The following is a 17,348-nucleotide window of genomic DNA, read 5'->3' on the forward strand; positions in this document are numbered from 1 at the left end:
TGGAAGTTGGAAGGTCAACTTGCAGTCGCTCTTCCATATCTAAGCCTCGAGTGCCGTTCTGATGCCGAATAGGATCAGGACTACTCCGGCGCCTTTCGACAGCCAGTTCTGGAAAGTTCTGCTCTTGAGCCATCTCTTCATTATGTTTACAAGTTCGACGACGATGAGGAACCAGACTGTAGAAATCCCGATCAGTATGCCTGCGAGTATGATCAGCTGCTGGTTTTCCCCGATGCTTCCGCCCACTGTCATGAACTGCGGCATGATGGTGATATAGAGCAGCAGAACTTTCGGATTGAAGATGTTGCTGATGAGCCCCTGCCTGAAGGATGCCTTCATATGCCCCTTCGCCTGGCCGCCCCCATCCTTCAGTTCATTCATCGAAACGAGTTGACCGGCTGTGAAGCTCTTGATGCCTATGTAGACAAGGTAGGCTGCACCAATGTACTTTATTGTGCTGAATAAAAGGATCGAATTAGCGATGACGACCGCCAGTCCGATGACTGCGATGAATGTCCAGAACAGATGCCCGAGAATGATGCCAAGGATCGTCACTCTCCCGGCGTTGCTGTTATAGTTCAGCGTATTCTTCATGATGATCATCATGTCCGCTCCCGGCAGCATGGCCAACACGAGCACCACTGTGCTGTATGCAAGCAGATTATCCATTGTCCTCCCCTACTTCCTTTTCAGTTCCATCACGACGATTTCAGGATGGTTGAATACGCGGAATGGAAACCGGCTGTTGCCGAGCCCCCGGCTGACGACCATGTGTGTGCCGCTCTTCTCATGGACCCCTTCGGTATATTTCGGCAGGACGCCCTGGTGGGGGGCGTACAGGCCTTTGACGACCGGCAGCCGTATCTGACCGCCATGCGCATGCCCTGTGAATACAAGGTCCACCGGATATTTGCCGTATACATCAAGCAGTTCGGGGCGGTGGGAGAGTACAATCGTAAAGCGGTCGCCCTTTCCTTCAAGTCGGTGTTCGAGATCCCTCTCAAAGTCTTCCTTCACCTGATGATCCCCATCTTCTCCATAGAACCATAGGTCTTCCATGCCGATCAGCCGGATATACTCGTTGCCGATGTAGAGCCGGTCGTTCCGTCTGCTGATGTTCTGCATTCCCGACGCTTCAATCGCCTGCTCCAGCTTATCGAACCTTCTGTAATGTGCCTCGTGGTTGCCGGTCACATAATATGCAGGCAGAATATCCACCAGCTGTCTGACCAGGTTCATGGAGCGGCGGAAGTTCGGTGTACGCCTGTCGATGATGTCACCGGTGACGAATATCACATCCCCGTCAATTTTCCTGATCTTCCTGAGCAGTTTGGAGGAGCGCCAGCCGAACCAGGCGTTGTGGAAATCCGAGACCTGGATGATCTTATACCCATCAAACGCATAGGGTACATGTTCCGACTCGTGTGTGTAGTATGTAGTGGTGATATCTTTATCCTCTTTATATAAAAAGCGTGCCGATGCAATTAAAAATCCCAATAGGATTTGAGAGACCTTCATATGGTTACCTCGATTTTTTATCCCTATTATAGAGCATATCGGCACGCCTTGAAACCTATATTCTATTTTTCGTCATCCACGTATCTGCCATGGGAAGGCAGGGCAATGTCATCAAAGTTCGCGGCCAGATACCGCAGCCCTTCACGCAGCTCTTCACCCTGGAGCGATTTCCCATGTCCGAACACCGCCGTATACGGCTCGATGGACATCAATTTTTCCACCGACGCTCGGGCCGCTTCCCAATCTGTCGTGAAGTAGACCGGCGGCCCCTGGATCTCCTTCTTCTGGACCATCACCTTATAGAGGGAATCCTGCTGGACGGTCACAAACGCATCACCGACAATCAGTGCACCATCAGATTGACGGTAGAAGGATACATGGCCATCGGTATGGCCCGGTGTATGGATCCACTCGAAACCTGGCATGTGCGGCACAGTACCGTCTGCCGGCAGCGCGTAGACATTTCCCGCAAGATCGATCGGCTCTTTCGGGAACATCGGTGCCGTCTTCGCCATCATGCCCCCTTCAACGGTAGGGTCCGGGTCAGGATAAGGCTTCTGGCCTGTAAGATAAGGCAGTTCCATCTTATGGGCGTAGACGGGGACATTCCATTTCTCGATCAGTTCTATGATGGAACCGACGTGATCGAAGTGTCCGTGCGTCAGAACAATCGCTTCAGGCTTTGCACCTTCTCCAAAGCGCTTTTCAACCACTTTTATGATTTCCTCTGCGGAATCAGGAAGTCCTGCATCCACCAGCACAAACCGCTCTTCATCCGGATGCCCGACCATGTGCACATTCACAATCTTATTCGTGTAGGTGAACAGGTCCGGGAGCACTTCCATATCGCTCCCGCTTCCCATCGAATACGCAGGGATTTTCTTGTAGTCACTGCCATACTGCATTCTACTCATAACCATCCTCCTTGCTATTTGATGTATTCAACATATATTTACCCGGTATACACCCATCTATTCAAAAATGAAAGGGAACTGGATCCAGGCGGAGATATATGCGTATTTAACCATCCAGCGCATATGGTAGAATGTATCCGAGGTGATAGTAAATGGAAAAGATTAAACTTGGCGGCTCATCACTAGAAGCTTCCAGAATCGTACTGGGATGCATGCGCATCGCCGATATGGAGGACCGTGCACTTGCAAAGCACATCAACAGGGCGATCGAGCTCGGCATCAACCTGTTCGACCACGCTGACATCTATGGTGACGGCGAATGCGAACGCAAGTTCAGCAAAGTCCTCACTTCAGAGGTGAATCGGGAGGATATACTGCTCCAGAGCAAGTGCGGCATCCGCCACGCTGGAGACAGCAACAGAAAAGAAGACCAATACTACGACCTGTCCAAAGATTATATCCTTGATTCCGTCGACGGCATTCTGGAACGGCTCGGTACAGATTACCTGGACCTTCTGATGCTGCATCGGCCGGATGCACTGATGGAACCTGGAGAAATTGCAGAAGCCTTTGACAGGCTGCATGACAGCGGTAAAGTCAGGCACTTTGGGCTCAGCAATTTCCACACCACACAGTTCAACTTCGTGCAGAAGCATACGGACCATAAGCTCGTTACAAATCAGGTTCAGTTCGGGGTTGGTGCACCGCATATGATCAACAGCCGGATGCAGGCCAATACGCCGTTTGAAGGCGCCGGAGACCGCGATGGCGGCCTGCTTGAACATTCCCGTCTGAATGACGTCACGCTGCAGGCATGGTCGCCTTTCCATTACGGCTATTTTGAAGGCATCATCATGGACGACCCGAAATACAGAACGCTCAATGATGTATTGGAAGACATCGGCCACTCCCACGGACTGACCAAAAATGCAGTCGCTGTCGCCTGGATACTCAGGCACCCTGCCAATATGCAGACCATCATCGGAACAACGAATACATCAAGGCTCGAGGATATCGCAAAAGCCGGGGATATCAGATTGTCCCGGGAAGAATGGTACCGCATCTATAAGGCTGCCGGGCATATGCTGCCATAGACGAAGAAATCTCCCGCCAGAAATTTGGCGGGAGATTTTGTATTGTGATTCCTGACTAAGGGGGCAACTGCTTCAAAGTCCGACCTGACTCACTTCCGGTCGGCCGGATAGATGATGCCTGCACTTTCCCTTGCCTTTTCGAAGGTTTCCATCACAGACACCGAATGTTCAAGCCATGCTGCTGCCGCCCCGTAGTCCCTAGATCTATACATCGCTTCGAAATCTTCAAGCTCCGCAACCATGTTGTTCGGATTCTGTCCGAGGTCGATCGATTCCTTCTCTCCATTGGCCACCACTTCGACCGAGTCGATGATATTGGCGGAACCATTGACTTTGATGTATCCCGCATCCCCTTGGAGGAGGACGCTGTTCTCGCTTTTTGTATCCTTCGATCCGATGCATGTGGCGACACTGTTCACATACTGCAGCACGCAGACGCCGGATGTATCGACGCCTCCTTCAAATTTGTTCGGGACATAGGTGACCGCTTCCGGCCGGCCAAGCAGCCTGATGACGAAATGCAGATTGTAGATATTGAGATCGGCGAGCGCCCCGCCTGAGAATTCCAGATTAAATACGTTCGGGACCTCCCCGGCTTTCAGTTTGTCATAGCGGCTCGAATACTGGGAGTAGTTCGCCTGGATGATTTTAAGCTCCCCCACCTTGTGCAGTTCCTGCTCAATCGCCTTGAAGTGCGGCAGATGGATGCCCGTTACGGCTTCAAAAAGGAATAGCTCCTTGTTCCTGCTCAATTCGATGAGGGCTTCGAGTTCCTCCACGGTGGAAGTGAACGGTTTCTCACATATGATATGCTTGTCCGCTTCAAGGGCAGCTTTCGCATATTCATAGTGGAGACTGTTGGGGGAAGCGATATAGACCGTGTCATAACCTTGGTCTGCAAGCATTGCATCGACATCTGTAAAATAGTTCTGAACCGCATGCTTCTCTGCGAATGCCTTCGCCCGCTCCTCTGTACGTGAATACACACCGTATACTTCTATTCCGTCGACCTGCCTGGCCGCCTCCATGAAACGATCTACGATAAAACCTGAACCTATGGTTGCTATTTTCATTGGAACCCTTCCTTTTTCTGTTTTATCCATAGTTTAACACATAAACTTCATTCAAATACATGCTTGAATAACAACAGGAATTAGATATAATATAATCAAATACTCATTTGAATGAGGAGGATACGATGGAAATAAAAACATGTGATATAGAAAGCGTTGATGCCGACAAGATTGCCCGGGTGAAAGAAAGTATGGATGCAGATGCCGTGGGAAAAGTGGCTGCCATCTTCAAGGCACTCGGTGAGGTGAATCGCACGCGGATCGTCAAGGCACTGAGCCTGGAGGAATCACTCTGTGTATGCGACATCGCCACCATCATCGATGCAACCATCGCCACAACTTCCCATCACCTGCGTTCACTGCATAGACAGGGCATCATCAAATCAAGGAAAGAAGGAAAAATGGTGTACTACAGTCTCGACGACGACCATATCCGACAGATTGTCAGTATGGCCTTCCTTCACCAGGAGGAGCTGACCGATCATGACGAATGACAGGACAACCTACCGTATCGATGGATTCTCCTGTGCAAACTGCGCCCGTACATTCGAGAAGAATGTCCAGGAGATAAAGGGTGTCGAGGATGCCCAAGTCAATTTCGGGGCTTCGAAAATAACCGTCCAAGGCGCCGCCACTGTTGAAGATATTGAGAAGGCAGGCGCCTTTGAACAGCTTAAAGTCGTGAATGCCAGCGGTCCCGCACCAGAGAGTCAGTCCTTCCTCAAAAAACACCGCATGGTCATCCTCTCAGCCATATTGATGTTCATCGGTTTCGCCCTCGTCATCTACTATGGCGGACAGAATCCCATGACCACAGGCTTCTTTCTGGCCTCAGTCGTCACCGGCGGCTACAGGATGTTCTGGACCGGCTTGAACAACATGACAAGACTGCGCTTTGACATGAAGACACTGATGACCGTCGCCATCATCGGCGCCGCCCTGATCGGGGAATGGCCGGAAGCCTCAGTCGTCGTAGTGCTGTTTGCAGTCAGCGAGGCACTGGAGAGATATTCCATGGAAAAGGCCAGGACCTCCATCCAGTCCCTTATGGAAATCGCTCCGAATACCGCTTCCTTGAAGACACAGGACGGCATCCGTGAAGTTGAAGTCGGAGATATACAGATCGGGGACACAATCGTCGTCAAACCAGGTGAAAAATTACCGATGGACGGCGTAATCTCCTACGGACATTCAAGCATCAATCAGGCGGCCATTACAGGCGAATCACTTCCGGTTGAAGTGTCTGGCGCCGAAGAAGTCTATGCCGGTACGCTCAACCAGAATGGCTATCTGGAAATTGAAGTGACGAAGAACGTGGAAGATACGACCATCGCGAAAATCATCCAGCTTGTGGAAGAAGCGCAGGAGAAGCGCGCCCCAGCCCAGCAGTTCGTCGACCAGTTCGCCAAATACTATACGCCGGCGATCATGGTGATTGCGGTAATGGTTGCGGTTGTACCCCCTCTTCTGTTGGGTGCCGAATGGATGACCTATATCTATCAGGGACTCGCGATACTCGTCGTCGGATGTCCGTGCGCCCTCGTCATCTCCACCCCGATTGCGATCGTCTCCGCCATTGGAAATGCTGCAAACAGGGGCGTATTGATCAAGGGCGGCGTGCATCTGGAGAAGATCGGCCAAAGCAGCCTGGTGGCCTTCGATAAGACAGGCACATTGACGAAGGGCGAACCGCATGTCACCGACTTTGAAGCGGCTTCCGGCCGTTCACGGAAAGAAGTGCTCGCCATCGCAGCTGCACTTGAATCCCAATCTGAGCATCCAATCGCCCAGTCGGTCATCAAGTATGCAGAGTCAGAAGGCATCCGTTATAGCGATATCGATATCAACCGGTTCAAAGCTGTGACAGGCACAGGTATTTCCGGGGAAATAGGACAGCGCTTCTACGAAATCAGAAAGCCTGATGGTGAACCGTTGTCGGCACAGTACCAGGATGACGGCAAGACTGCCATGATCATTATAGAGGACGACCAAATCATCGGCCATATTGCTGTAATGGATGAGCTGAGGGAATCAAGCAGGCCAGCAATAGAAAAACTTCATAACCTTGGCATCCAGACAACCATGCTGACCGGGGACAACAGCAACACAGCCAGGACAATTGCACGTACGCTCGGCATCGACAAGATATATGCAGGTCTTATGCCGGAAGACAAGCTTGCTACCATCGAGGATCTGAAGAAGGAATATACCGTAGCAATGGTTGGAGACGGCATCAATGATGCACCGGCACTCGCGACCGCCAATGTTGGTGTCGCCATGGGCAAAGGAACCGATACTGCACTCGAAACTGCGGATATGGCACTGATGGGCAACAGTATCCATCATCTCCCGTTTGCCATCGGATTGAGCAGGAGAACACTGAACATCATCAAGGCAAACATCTCCTTTGCCATCATCATCAAGGTCATCGCGCTGCTGCTCGTCATACCTGGCTGGCTGACTCTATGGATTGCCATCCTGTCGGATATCGGCGCCACACTCATTGTTGCATTGAACGGCCTCAGACTGCTGCGGATGAAAGAATGATCTATGCAAAGAAGGCGGTCATACCATGATGGTATGATCGCCTTCTTTTATTCTTCCTGCTTGATGATATGCACTTTTCTGATCATCTGATCTTCCATTACGATGACTTCGAATTTCAGGCCAACTTCCTCCAAAGTATCCCCTTCAATCGGGAAGTCATTGAACTCCTTCAGTAGAAAACCTGAAAGTGTATCTTCCTCTTCGGGAATGTCGGTATCGAAGATGGAATTCAGGCGGTGCAGTGTAATCTTGCCATCACATACGATTTCCGTTTCAGTCAATGATTCGACCAACGCGTCATTTCTGAGGTCGGTCTCATCCTCAATTTCAAATCCGAGCATGGATTCTATGATGTCTTCGTGCGTCAGGATGCCTTCCGTGCCTCCGAACTCATCGATGACGATTGCCAGATGGCGTCTTTCCTTCGTCATCTTCCTCAATACATATTCGACCGGCTGGAACTCATGGACTGTCAATGGATCGGAATCACAGAAATCCATGAGGGGCCTATCCGGATCCACAGACCATTGAAGCAGGTACTTGGAGTGGAACACCCCGATGATATCGTCCATATCTTCTCCGTATACCGGGTAGCGCGTATACATGTGATCGATCACATGGTCGCGCACTTCCTCATATCCTGCAGTGGCGGATATCGCTTCCATTTCCGTTCTCGGAGTCGTCAGGACATCTTTGACGTTCAAGTGGCGGAAATCGAGCACACCTTTGATCCTGTAGGATTCGTCCTTCGCAAGCATCCCTTCTGAATCGGCGATATCCACAATCGTCCGGAGTTCATCCTTGGATACGGTGCCTGCCCCTTCCAACTCACCTTTTGAGAGCACTCTTGCTATCGCATCCGTCAGCCAGTTCAACACCACTGTAACGGGTTTGAAGATGACGACGAAAAAGGTGATGACCGGGGCTACAGTTTTCGCAATCGGTTCAGGGAATGTCGCAGCAATCGATTTTGGAATGACCTCCGCAAACACGATGATTGTGACTGTGAGCACAGCTGATGCGATTGCCACGCTGATGCCGTAATCAAGTGCCATAGTGGTCACCAGCGTCGGTAATAGAATATTCGCTATGTTATTGCCGATGAGTATCGTTGTAATGAAAACACTTGGTCTGGAGATGAGCCTGAGAAGCCGTTTGGCACTCGCATCCCCATTGTTCGCCCTCGACTGCAGTTTCATCTTATTCACTGCCGTCAGCGCGGTTTCGCTCCCTGAAAAGAACAGGGAGACGAAAAGTAATATAATGATCGCAACGATCATTCTTTATCCTCCTTAAGTATGGAACTCTGTTTATTTCATGTTGACTACTGTAAATGACTTTCCTACAGTTTACCACTTATCCATCGAAATGTTTATCCTGGGTGTCAACATCCTTGCAGAAAAATAGCCTACCCCTTCTCAGGAGTAGGCAGCATTCCCTGTTTATTGTTTAACGTCATAACCTTGATCTTCAATCGCTTCGGCCATGGATGCTTCCGTCACTTTGGATTCATCATATTCAACGTTGACATTATTTGCATCCAAGTTCACGTCTGCAGATTTGACACCTTCCAGTTCTGAAAGCGCGCCCTCTACAGCACTCTTGCAATGCCCGCATGTCATACCTTCTACTTCAATCGTCTTTTGAGCCATTCAAAATCTCCTCCTAATCATTTATATCCATATATTATATCTTTACCCGCTTCAACCTCAATGAATTCGTCACGACACTTACCGAACTGAATGCCATCGCCGCACCTGCAACCCATGGAGCCAGGAGGCCGAGTGCTGCAATCGGGATACCTGCACTGTTGTAGGCGAACGCCCAGAACAGATTCTGCTTGATATTGCGGATGGTCTTATGGCTGAGCCGGATTGCCTTCGGTATCAGTGTCAATTCTCCTCCGAGAATTGTAATGTCTGCCGCTTCAATGGCAATTTCGGTACCGGTACCGATTGCGATGCCGATATCTGCAGTAGCCAGGGCAGGCGCATCATTGACGCCGTCACCGACCATCGCCACAATTTTACCTTCCTGCTGCACACTTTTCACCTTATCGGCTTTTTCTTCAGGAAGCACTTCGGCAATGACATTGTCGATGCCTACGCTGCGCGCAATTGCCTGGGCGGTACGCGTATTGTCACCGGTCAGCATGATGACTTCGAGCCCTTCATCCTTGAGGGAGGCAATCGCTTCTGCAGCACTTTCCTTCACTGTGTCCATGACAGCGACGACGCCTTTGATTTCACCATCGACCGCAACGATCATGGCGGTCTTGCCGTCATACTCATACTGTTCCATTTCACTGGATATGGCCTCTTCATCCATATCATTGTCCTTCATCAGTTTGCGTGTACCGACGAGCACTTTCCTGCCTTCGATGACCGCTTCGATACCGTGACCCGGTATCGCTTCGAAATCATCGACTTCTCCAACTTCAACGCCCTGCTCAGCAGCATAGGCGACGATGGCTTCTGCCAATGGATGCTCAGATCCCTTCTCGGCAGTCGCAAGCAGTTTCAGCGTTTCTGGATCACCGGTGAAGTCGGTCACTTCCGGCTTCCCTTTTGTGATTGTACCCGTTTTATCCATAATGACTACATCCAGGGAGTGGGTCTTCTCAAGGTGTTCCCCACCTTTGAAGAGGATGCCGCTCTCGGCACCTTTCCCTGTGCCGACCATGATGGAGGTCGGCGTCGCCAATCCAAGGGCACATGGACATGCGATGACCAGTACCGCAATGGAAGCGACAAGCGCCGGTTCGATATTGCCCGGCTGGACAAGGAAGTACCATGCCAGGAAAGTGATGATGGCGATGCCGACGACAATCGGTACAAAGTAGCCGGAGATGATATCCGCCATGCGCTGGATCGGCGCCTTCTGTCCTTGCGCTTCCTCAACGACTTTGATGATGGAAGCGAGCGCTGTATCCTTGCCGACGCGTGTGGCCTCGAATTCTATCGTACCATTGACGTTCAGCGTGGAACCGACCACAGCGCTCTCAGCTTCTTTTTCAATCGGGATGGATTCGCCGGTGATCATTGATTCGTCGATGGCTGTACGCCCTTTGACCACCGTGCCGTCCACCGGAATCTTTTCACCCGGTTTGACGACGATGTGGTCACCGACGATCACATCCTCCACAGGGATCATCATTTCATCCCCATCCCTTACTACACGTGCCTGCTTCGCCTGCATGTCGAGCAGTTTGGAGATTGCTGTTGTAGTTCTGGACTTTGCCCGGTGCTCAAGGTACTTACCGAACAGGATCAGCGTGATGATCAGCGCACTCGTTTCAAAGTACAGATGCGGATGATGACTTGAGTCAGCAATCCATCTGGTCATCTCATATACACTGTAGAAGTATGCGGCACTTGTTCCCATCGCAACCAGTACATCCATATTCGCACTGCCGTTGCGCAGGTTCTTGTAGGCGCCGTCATAGAACTGCCAGCCGATGATGAACTGTACCGGCGTAGCAAGTGCCAGCTGGAACCATGGGCTCATCAGGATTGCCGGCATCTGTATGCCGAACAGGTGGTCCAGCATCGTCACGAGGAGCGGGAGTGAGAGGAGGGCCGAGATGATCAGCTTCACCTTCAGACGGTTCAACTGCTTATCTTTCGCATTCACCCTGTCCTCGGCACTCTGCTTCGGTTTCGCTCCATATCCAAGCTTTTCGACACGAGCAATCAGATCCCGATCCGTCAGCATGTTCGGATTGTACTCGATGACTGCATTTTCCGTCGTCAGGTTGACTGTGGCAGATTTGACACCTTCCTGCTTGTTCAGCACCTTCTCTATACGGTTCGAACAGGCTGCACATGTCATGCCCGTGATATCGAACTCAGCCTTTTCCATTTCGACACCATAGCCCAGTTTCTCGATCTTGCCGGTGATGTCACTGATATCGACATTTTCACTATCGTATTCAACCGTCGCCTTTTCAGTCGTCAGATTGACTGAAGCATCGACGTCGTCCATTTTATTCAAAACCTTCTCTATCCGGCTTGAACATGCAGCGCATGTCATGCCTGTGATATTCAGGTTGACCTGTTTATTGCCGGCCATTTCTTTTCCCTCCTATTTGGAAAACTGTTTGAGGACCGCCATCAGCTCTTCGATGGAATCTTCGCCTTCGCCCTTGTTGATGGCGTCTGTAACACAATGTTTCATGTGACGCTCCGTCACTGTATAGCCGACGTTCTTCAATGCCGACTGTATCGCACTGATCTGGACGAGGATGTCCACACAATAGCGGTCCTCATCCACCATCTTCTGGATGCCCCGCACCTGGCCTTCAATCCGCTTCAGCCGGTTCATCACCTTGTCCTTCTCCTCATCCGTGCGCGGCACGACAGCATGTTCATGGAGATGCTCACCCATTATGATCACTTCCTTAGTTTTTTCCTTATGTACATGATACCCCCATAGGGTATAATTGTCAATAAAAAAATCCGGAACATACGTCCCGGTCATTTGAACCTGTAATTGTTTATTTTTATCTTGTCGTTCGGCACGGCCGGAATATCATTGAATTCAAAACTGAAATCCTGTTCCGGCACATCATATTCCAGTCTGTTGACGAGAAAATCAAGCGTCGCCCGCATCATGACGATGGTCACGAATTCACCGGCACAGCGATGGCCGAAATCATAATCCCCTCCGCCCTGAGGAATGAAATTGAATGGTGTCTGCTGCCAGCCCTCAAACCTTTCCGGCATGAATGTCTGCGGATGCACCCAATCCGCCGGGTGACGGTTTGTACCATAGAGATCGAGCAGTGTCAGAGTGCCTTCCTCGAAATGGTATCCCTGCCATTCAAAATCCACATCGGTTCTTGCAGCTGCAAACGGGAAGAACGGATAGTACCTGCGGACTTCCTGGATGAACCATTCAAGCCGCTCCTGACCGGCGCCTGTAAGCTTCTCCCTTTCCTCGGGGAACTCATGCATCGCAAGTCCGATCATCGCAACCCATACACTGACTGCAGTCATCGGTCTCAGAAGGTTGAGGATTTCCACCGCTACAATTCCTTTATCCAGCAGCTCACCCTTTTCATCCCTGTGCCAGCTGAATGTATAGAGCGCCTTGCCGTGGTCTATTTCCAACCGCCCTTCCCTGACGTCCTCCACAAATCCTTCAATCCAGTCGTTCGCCTCAGAACGTGCTCGTCTACCCTTCCAGTGCTGGAGGCCGAGCGCCGCTGGGGACTCGAACAGATCTGAAATCTGTGCAGCGCGCTCTTCCGTCTCCGACGCTTCCAGCGGGACACCCGTCCATTTGGCTGCAACCTGGAGAAAGACGACTTTGGCCGCTTCATAGAGCGCCACCGTCTCAAGACTCCCCGTCTCTTCAAAATATTGCTGCCAATAATGGAGGACCAGCATTTCTATTTCTTCCATCGCTTCATTGTCCATCAAGGCCATCATCATGGCTTTCCTGTTTTTATGCGCCTCTCCATCAAGCCCCTGTACGCCCCCTTCCCCAAACAATGTCTTCTTGACACGGGAGGGCGCAGCGTCCCTTCTTCTGAAGCGTGTATCATCATAGAACAGCTCTGCTGCTTCACTGCCCGTCAGACAGATTGCCTTTTCACCCATGATCCGTGTCTCAAACACATCCGAATCCAGGGATTCACTTCTGTTCATAATGAATTCGTATCCTTCTTTCAGTACACTCAATGTCCGGTCAAAACCCGCATCTTCGGGCATTTTCTGTGCCACACTACCCCTCCTCGACCATTTATTATTATTGTACTCTTCCCGTTAATATACCCTTTATGCATGTAAAATAAAGTAAAGAAGTAGACCTGCTGCCAGGTCTACTTCTTTCCTCCATTCGGTCTGAATACGATGAAATTGGTGACGGCGAAAAATAATCCTGCAATGATGCCGATCAGCCAATTGTCGAACATGGTACCAAAAAGGACCAGGAACAGAATTCCAGACCCTACGGTTATCGCAATATGCATACATCCTCACCTTTCCTTTGAACCCACGATGAAAGATCTGCTAAAGTGCACTGAATATGCCTCTCACAAGCCTGAAGATCAGACCGATAGAACTCAGGAACATTTCAAAAAGGAAATCGTACCAGTACCCATTCCTATGAAGCGGCTCTGCACGATGGCCCTTTTCCCGATCTTTCCTTCCTCCCACAGCGCATCTCCTCCATCCCATTCATTTTATTCTTCTATACCCGGAACCTGGCGTCTTTACTGATGCTTCTCAAGAAACTCCAGCATGGTCCTGTAGACGTTGATTTCATTTTCCTTCTTTGAAAATCCATGACCCTCATCATCCAGGACAAGATAGTCGATTTCCCTGCCGGCATCCCTCAGCTCTTCTACAATCTGATCCGATTCCTCCTTCACGACCCGCGGGTCCTTCGCACCCTGGATGACGAGCATCGGTCTGGACATTGTGCTGAGATAAGTGATCGGCGAATCTTTTTCGAAGCGCTCCCTGTCCGTCTCAGGGTCACCGACCCAGCGTGTCATGATTGGCTTCCAGTGCTCCGGCACGGAATTGTAGAAGGTGAATAGATTGGAGACGCCGAATATATCGACGACGGCCCTGAAGTATTCCGGATGTCTCCCATGAAGGAGCAGCGCCATGTAGCCGCCATAGCTTCCGCCGACAAGGAAGAGCTTATCGGGGGATGAGATGCCATTGTCAAACAGCCATCTGATGCCTTCCACGTTATCCAGACGCGGGCCTTCGCCCCAATCCTGCTCGACGAGCTTCACGAATGAAGCGCCATATCCGGTACTTCCCCTGAAGTTCGGACAGAATATGTTGTAGCCGCGGTTCAGGAGCATCTGGAACATGGCACGGTAGAACTTTCGCTCGGCCGCCTGCGGACCCCCATGCGGCCAGAAGACCGTATAGCCATTCCGATTCTCCTCCTTTGCCCTGAACAGCAGGGCTTCAATCTCCATGTCATCAAAGGACTTGTAGCGCACGGTTTCAGGTTCCACCATGTCTCTTGAAGTGACCCCAAGCACCCGGTTCTTTGTAAGGGAGGTCCACTTCTCAAGCTGGTACTTCCATATGTTGAACGGCTCGGTGGCACTCCCGGCCAGGGCATAGAGACTGCCGCTCTTCGTCACGGCAAGCTGTCTGATGGCATCAAAAGGTGCTTTTATCTCATCAGAGATGTCGTGGTTCAAATCGTAATAGTACAGCTTGTCTGCCACACCCTTCTCCGTCGTGATGTAAAGCATGTTCGTATGCCGGTTGAACTGCAGTCCCGACACCGACTCCTCGCCGAAATCCATCACTTTCGAAAACTGCTTCTCCGACAGATTGTATTTTGCCAGGTAGTCGTATTCGCTCTCATAGTTCGTGCTGAACCAGACTTCATCATCCTTTATGAATGTCATATCCCCTACTGTGTGGATCACTTCCGGATCGGGGGTGATGTACTCCGTCCCGTCCTTCGTTCTGATGAATCCCAGGATATAGGTGTTCGCACGCACCTGCATATGGGCGCTGTTGTCTTCACCAACTGACACATCCGCCAAATATGTCGGGGCCTCCTCCCCCTCATGGATCAGGCGCTCCTCGCCCGTCTCGATATCAAACACTTTCGCATTCAGGAAGCTTGGATTGCCTTCAGAAGTCACATAATAGACCTTCCGTCCATCCTGTGACAGTTTGGAGAAGAAATATTTCTCATCCGGTTCACCTGTAATCAGAGGTTTAGGTACACCCCCGTCCGGGCCGATGGCGTAGATCTGAAAATTCTCATCCCCATCATGATCGAACCCTGAAAGTACAAAGCGGTTCTTCGGATCATATTTGATGAAATTTGCATTCTGGTCCTTCTGTGCAAACAAGTATGGATACGTCTCAGGGGTATCCATCGCCCATATATTCACTTTTCCGTTGAGGTTCGTCGTGAACAGGATGCGCTTCTCGTCCGGGCTCACCGTAAAGTTGTTGATGTTGTAGGATGTGAAAAACTGTTCCACTGTCGGTTTCGGAAATTCAATCATTGGCCAGACCCCTTTTTGTAAAATTGACTTCTCCTCCATTGTAGATTAAAACCATTTTTGTGACAATTTTGATAAATTATTTTTCGATATCCGCATGAAAAAAGCAGCATGCCCTTTGGCATGCTGCTTCCCCTATTACTTGATGTTGATGACGACATCGTCATTTGTAACTGAACCGAGTTCCCTGGCAGCAATTTCCGTGCCGGCCGGTCCTGTAATGATGATTGGAGTAATATCGCTCTTCGCGTTCTCCCTGATGTAGTCGAGATCGACTTCCATCAATACGTCACCTTTTTTGATTTTGTCTCCGGCTGCGACTTTGAGGTCGAAGCCTTCACCCTTCAGATTGACTGTATCGAGCCCGAAGTGGACGAGGAGTTCGAGTCCACCTTCGTTTGTGAGTCCCAATGCATGCTTTGTCGGGAAGTCCGTAACGACTTCACCGTCGAATGGTGCACGCACAGTACCGCTTGTCGGCTTGATGGCCACACCATCGCCCATCATCTTCTCGCTGAAGACCTGGTCCGGCACTTCAGTGAGCTCGACCGCTTCCCCTTCGATCGGGGAATAGATGTCCTTGTTGGCATCATCCATCATCTGGGTATCTTTTGCCTCTTCGACATCATCTTCCGTCGATTCCGTCACTGTCGCTTCGGCCGGTGAAGTGATTTCACCATCGATGATCCTCTGCATGTCATTTCTGATCTGGTCGGATTTCGGTCCGAAGATGGCCTGCATGTTCTTGCCGACCTTCATGACACCGGAAGCGCCAAGCGCCTTCAGTTCCGCCTCATCGACGGCAGCTGTGTCTTTGACTTCAACACGGAGACGTGTGATGCAGGCGTCGAGGTGTTTGATGTTCTCTTCGCCACCCATTGCTGTGAGCACGTTGAACGGCAGTTCCTGTGCTGTGGATGTGGTAGTTTCCGCACTCGCATCTTCACGACCCGGCGTCTTGAGGTCCATCGCCTGGATGAGCACTCTGAACACGACATAGTAGATGACTGCGTAGACGATACCTACGACGAGCACCCACCACCATTCTGTACGGTTCTGAAGAATTCCGAACAGGAAGAAGTCGATGAAGCCGCCCGAGAATGTATAGCCGAGATTCACATCAAGCAGATAGAGAATCAGGAAGCTCAGTCCATCGAGCAGTGCGTGGATGACATAGAGCAGTGGCGCAACGAACAGGAATGAGAATTCCAATGGCTCAGTGATACCTGTCAGGAAACTTGTCAGTGCTGCAGATATCATGATGCCGGCAACGTACTTTTTACGTTCAGGACGTGCAGCATGGTACATCGCCAGAGCCGCTGCAGGCAGACCGAACATCATGACCGGGAATTCACCCTGCATGAAGTTTCCTGCAGTCAGTTCTACGCCGTCACGCAGCTGGGCGAAGAAGATGTTCAGATCGCCACGTACAATTTCTCCGGCTGCATTCGTATACGTACCGAATTCAAACCAGAATGGTGCGTGGAATATATGGTGCAGTCCGAATGGAATGAGCAGCCGTTTGATCGTACCGAATGCGAATACGCCGATTGCCGTATTCTCTTCCATCAGCCAGAGTGAAACTTCATTCATTCCGTTTTGGATCGGAGGCCAGATGATGAACATCGCCAGTCCGATGATGAATGAGAATACTGCTGTCACAATCGGCACAAAGCGTTTCCCTGCAAAGAACCCAAGGAAGTCCGGCAGATTGATGTTGTAGTACCTGTTGTAGGCCCATGCGGCGATGACACCGATGATGATACCGCCGAATACACCTGTCTGGATTGTCGGGATGCCGAGCACGTTGGCATAGGCAGGGTTTTCAGCTGCCATTTCCGGTGTGACATTGGCAATCTGTCCCATTGTAACGTTCATGATCATGTAGCCGACGAAGGCAGCGACGGCGGCAACGCCGTCACCCCTCGCAAGTCCGACGGCGACACCGAGTGCAAACAGCAGCGCCAGGTTGTCGAAGACGACGCCACCGGCGGCCTGGAGCATATCGGATAGGGCAATGAGCCATCCGGCCTCAAGGAATGGCAGCCACTCTACCATCGCTTCAGTCTGCATGGCGGCACCGATACCGAGCATGAGACCGGCAGCAGGCAGTATGGCAACCGGGAGCATCAAAGCTTTACCGATGCGCTGCAGCTGTCCAAAAAGCTTTTTGAACATAAGTATTTCCTCCTAAGTATGAATA

16 protein-coding genes are annotated in these 17,348 nt (G+C 50.8%); 3 read left to right on the forward strand and 13 right to left on the reverse strand.

Annotated features, from left to right (window positions below; genetic code table 11):
• Positions 1-39: 39 nt before the first annotated feature.
• The 3 genes from EDC33_RS07635 to EDC33_RS07645 all read right to left on the reverse strand — a co-directional run bounded on the left by EDC33_RS07635 (position 40) and on the right by EDC33_RS07645 (position 2,438).
• Positions 40-669, reverse strand: a complete 630-nt coding sequence (locus tag EDC33_RS07635) for a LysE family translocator (protein WP_124010727.1) — start codon at positions 667-669, stop codon at positions 40-42.
• A 9-nt stretch (positions 670-678) separates the two neighbouring features.
• Entirely contained in the window at positions 679-1,518 is an 840-nt protein-coding gene (locus tag EDC33_RS07640) for a metallophosphoesterase (RefSeq protein WP_124010728.1), read from the reverse strand.
• Positions 1,519-1,580: 62 nt separating this feature from the next.
• Positions 1,581-2,438: an MBL fold metallo-hydrolase gene (locus EDC33_RS07645; RefSeq protein WP_124010729.1), complete on the reverse strand. Its 858-nt coding sequence runs from the start codon at positions 2,436-2,438 to the stop codon at positions 1,581-1,583.
• A gap of 146 nt (positions 2,439-2,584) precedes the next feature.
• Between EDC33_RS07645 and EDC33_RS07650 the strand changes: the two genes are divergently transcribed.
• A complete protein-coding gene (locus tag EDC33_RS07650; RefSeq protein WP_124010730.1) occupies positions 2,585-3,526 on the forward strand; it encodes an aldo/keto reductase in 942 nt (313 codons plus the stop codon).
• A gap of 89 nt (positions 3,527-3,615) precedes the next feature.
• Here EDC33_RS07650 and EDC33_RS07655 read toward each other — a convergent pair whose 3' ends face one another.
• Positions 3,616-4,599: a Gfo/Idh/MocA family protein gene (locus EDC33_RS07655; protein WP_124010731.1), complete on the reverse strand. Its 984-nt coding sequence runs from the start codon at positions 4,597-4,599 to the stop codon at positions 3,616-3,618.
• A 125-nt stretch (positions 4,600-4,724) separates the two neighbouring features.
• Between EDC33_RS07655 and EDC33_RS07660 the strand changes: the two genes are divergently transcribed.
• Positions 4,725-5,093 (forward strand): ArsR/SmtB family transcription factor, encoded by a 369-nt coding sequence (locus tag EDC33_RS07660; protein ID WP_124010732.1) that lies wholly within the window; start codon positions 4,725-4,727, stop codon positions 5,091-5,093.
• Positions 5,083-7,146 (forward strand): heavy metal translocating P-type ATPase, encoded by a 2,064-nt coding sequence (locus EDC33_RS07665; RefSeq protein ID WP_124010733.1) that lies wholly within the window; start codon positions 5,083-5,085, stop codon positions 7,144-7,146. Before EDC33_RS07660 ends, EDC33_RS07665 begins: the two co-directional genes overlap by 11 nt.
• Before the next feature lie 47 nt (positions 7,147-7,193).
• Here the strand turns inward: EDC33_RS07665 and EDC33_RS07670 are convergent, their stop codons facing one another.
• From EDC33_RS07670 to ptsG, 9 genes are all read right to left on the reverse strand, one after another.
• Complete coding sequence (locus EDC33_RS07670) at positions 7,194-8,426, reverse strand: hemolysin family protein (RefSeq protein ID WP_094906327.1); 1,233 nt, start codon at positions 8,424-8,426, stop codon at positions 7,194-7,196.
• Between the two features lie 162 nt (positions 8,427-8,588).
• On the reverse strand, positions 8,589-8,798 hold the full coding sequence (gene copZ / locus EDC33_RS07675) for a copper chaperone CopZ (RefSeq protein ID WP_040106020.1): 210 nt from the start codon (positions 8,796-8,798) through the stop codon (positions 8,589-8,591).
• A gap of 34 nt (positions 8,799-8,832) precedes the next feature.
• A complete protein-coding gene (locus EDC33_RS07680) occupies positions 8,833-11,217 on the reverse strand; it encodes a heavy metal translocating P-type ATPase (protein ID WP_124010734.1) in 2,385 nt (794 codons plus the stop codon).
• A 12-nt stretch (positions 11,218-11,229) separates the two neighbouring features.
• Complete coding sequence (locus EDC33_RS07685; protein WP_124010735.1) at positions 11,230-11,532, reverse strand: metal-sensing transcriptional repressor; 303 nt, start codon at positions 11,530-11,532, stop codon at positions 11,230-11,232.
• An 89-nt stretch (positions 11,533-11,621) separates the two neighbouring features.
• Entirely contained in the window at positions 11,622-12,872 is a 1,251-nt protein-coding gene (locus EDC33_RS07690) for a cytochrome P450 (protein WP_249036084.1), read from the reverse strand.
• Positions 12,873-12,970: 98 nt separating this feature from the next.
• Complete coding sequence (locus EDC33_RS12655; protein WP_170156380.1) at positions 12,971-13,120, reverse strand: hypothetical protein; 150 nt, start codon at positions 13,118-13,120, stop codon at positions 12,971-12,973.
• Positions 13,121-13,160: 40 nt separating this feature from the next.
• Positions 13,161-13,307 carry a hypothetical protein gene (locus tag EDC33_RS12660; protein WP_170156381.1) on the reverse strand — a complete coding sequence of 49 codons (147 nt, stop codon included), beginning with the start codon at positions 13,305-13,307 and terminating at the stop codon, positions 13,161-13,163.
• A 56-nt stretch (positions 13,308-13,363) separates the two neighbouring features.
• Positions 13,364-15,148 carry a S9 family peptidase gene (locus EDC33_RS07695; RefSeq protein ID WP_124010736.1) on the reverse strand — a complete coding sequence of 595 codons (1,785 nt, stop codon included), beginning with the start codon at positions 15,146-15,148 and terminating at the stop codon, positions 13,364-13,366.
• Between the two features lie 135 nt (positions 15,149-15,283).
• Positions 15,284-17,323, reverse strand: coding sequence for a glucose-specific PTS transporter subunit IIBC (gene ptsG, locus EDC33_RS07700; protein ID WP_124010737.1), 2,040 nt, complete (start codon positions 17,321-17,323; stop codon positions 15,284-15,286).
• Positions 17,324-17,348 lie beyond the last annotated feature (25 nt).

The sequence above is a fragment of the Salinicoccus roseus genome, from assembly GCF_003814515.1.
GTDB classification, from domain to species: Bacteria; Bacillota; Bacilli; order Staphylococcales; family Salinicoccaceae; genus Salinicoccus; species Salinicoccus roseus.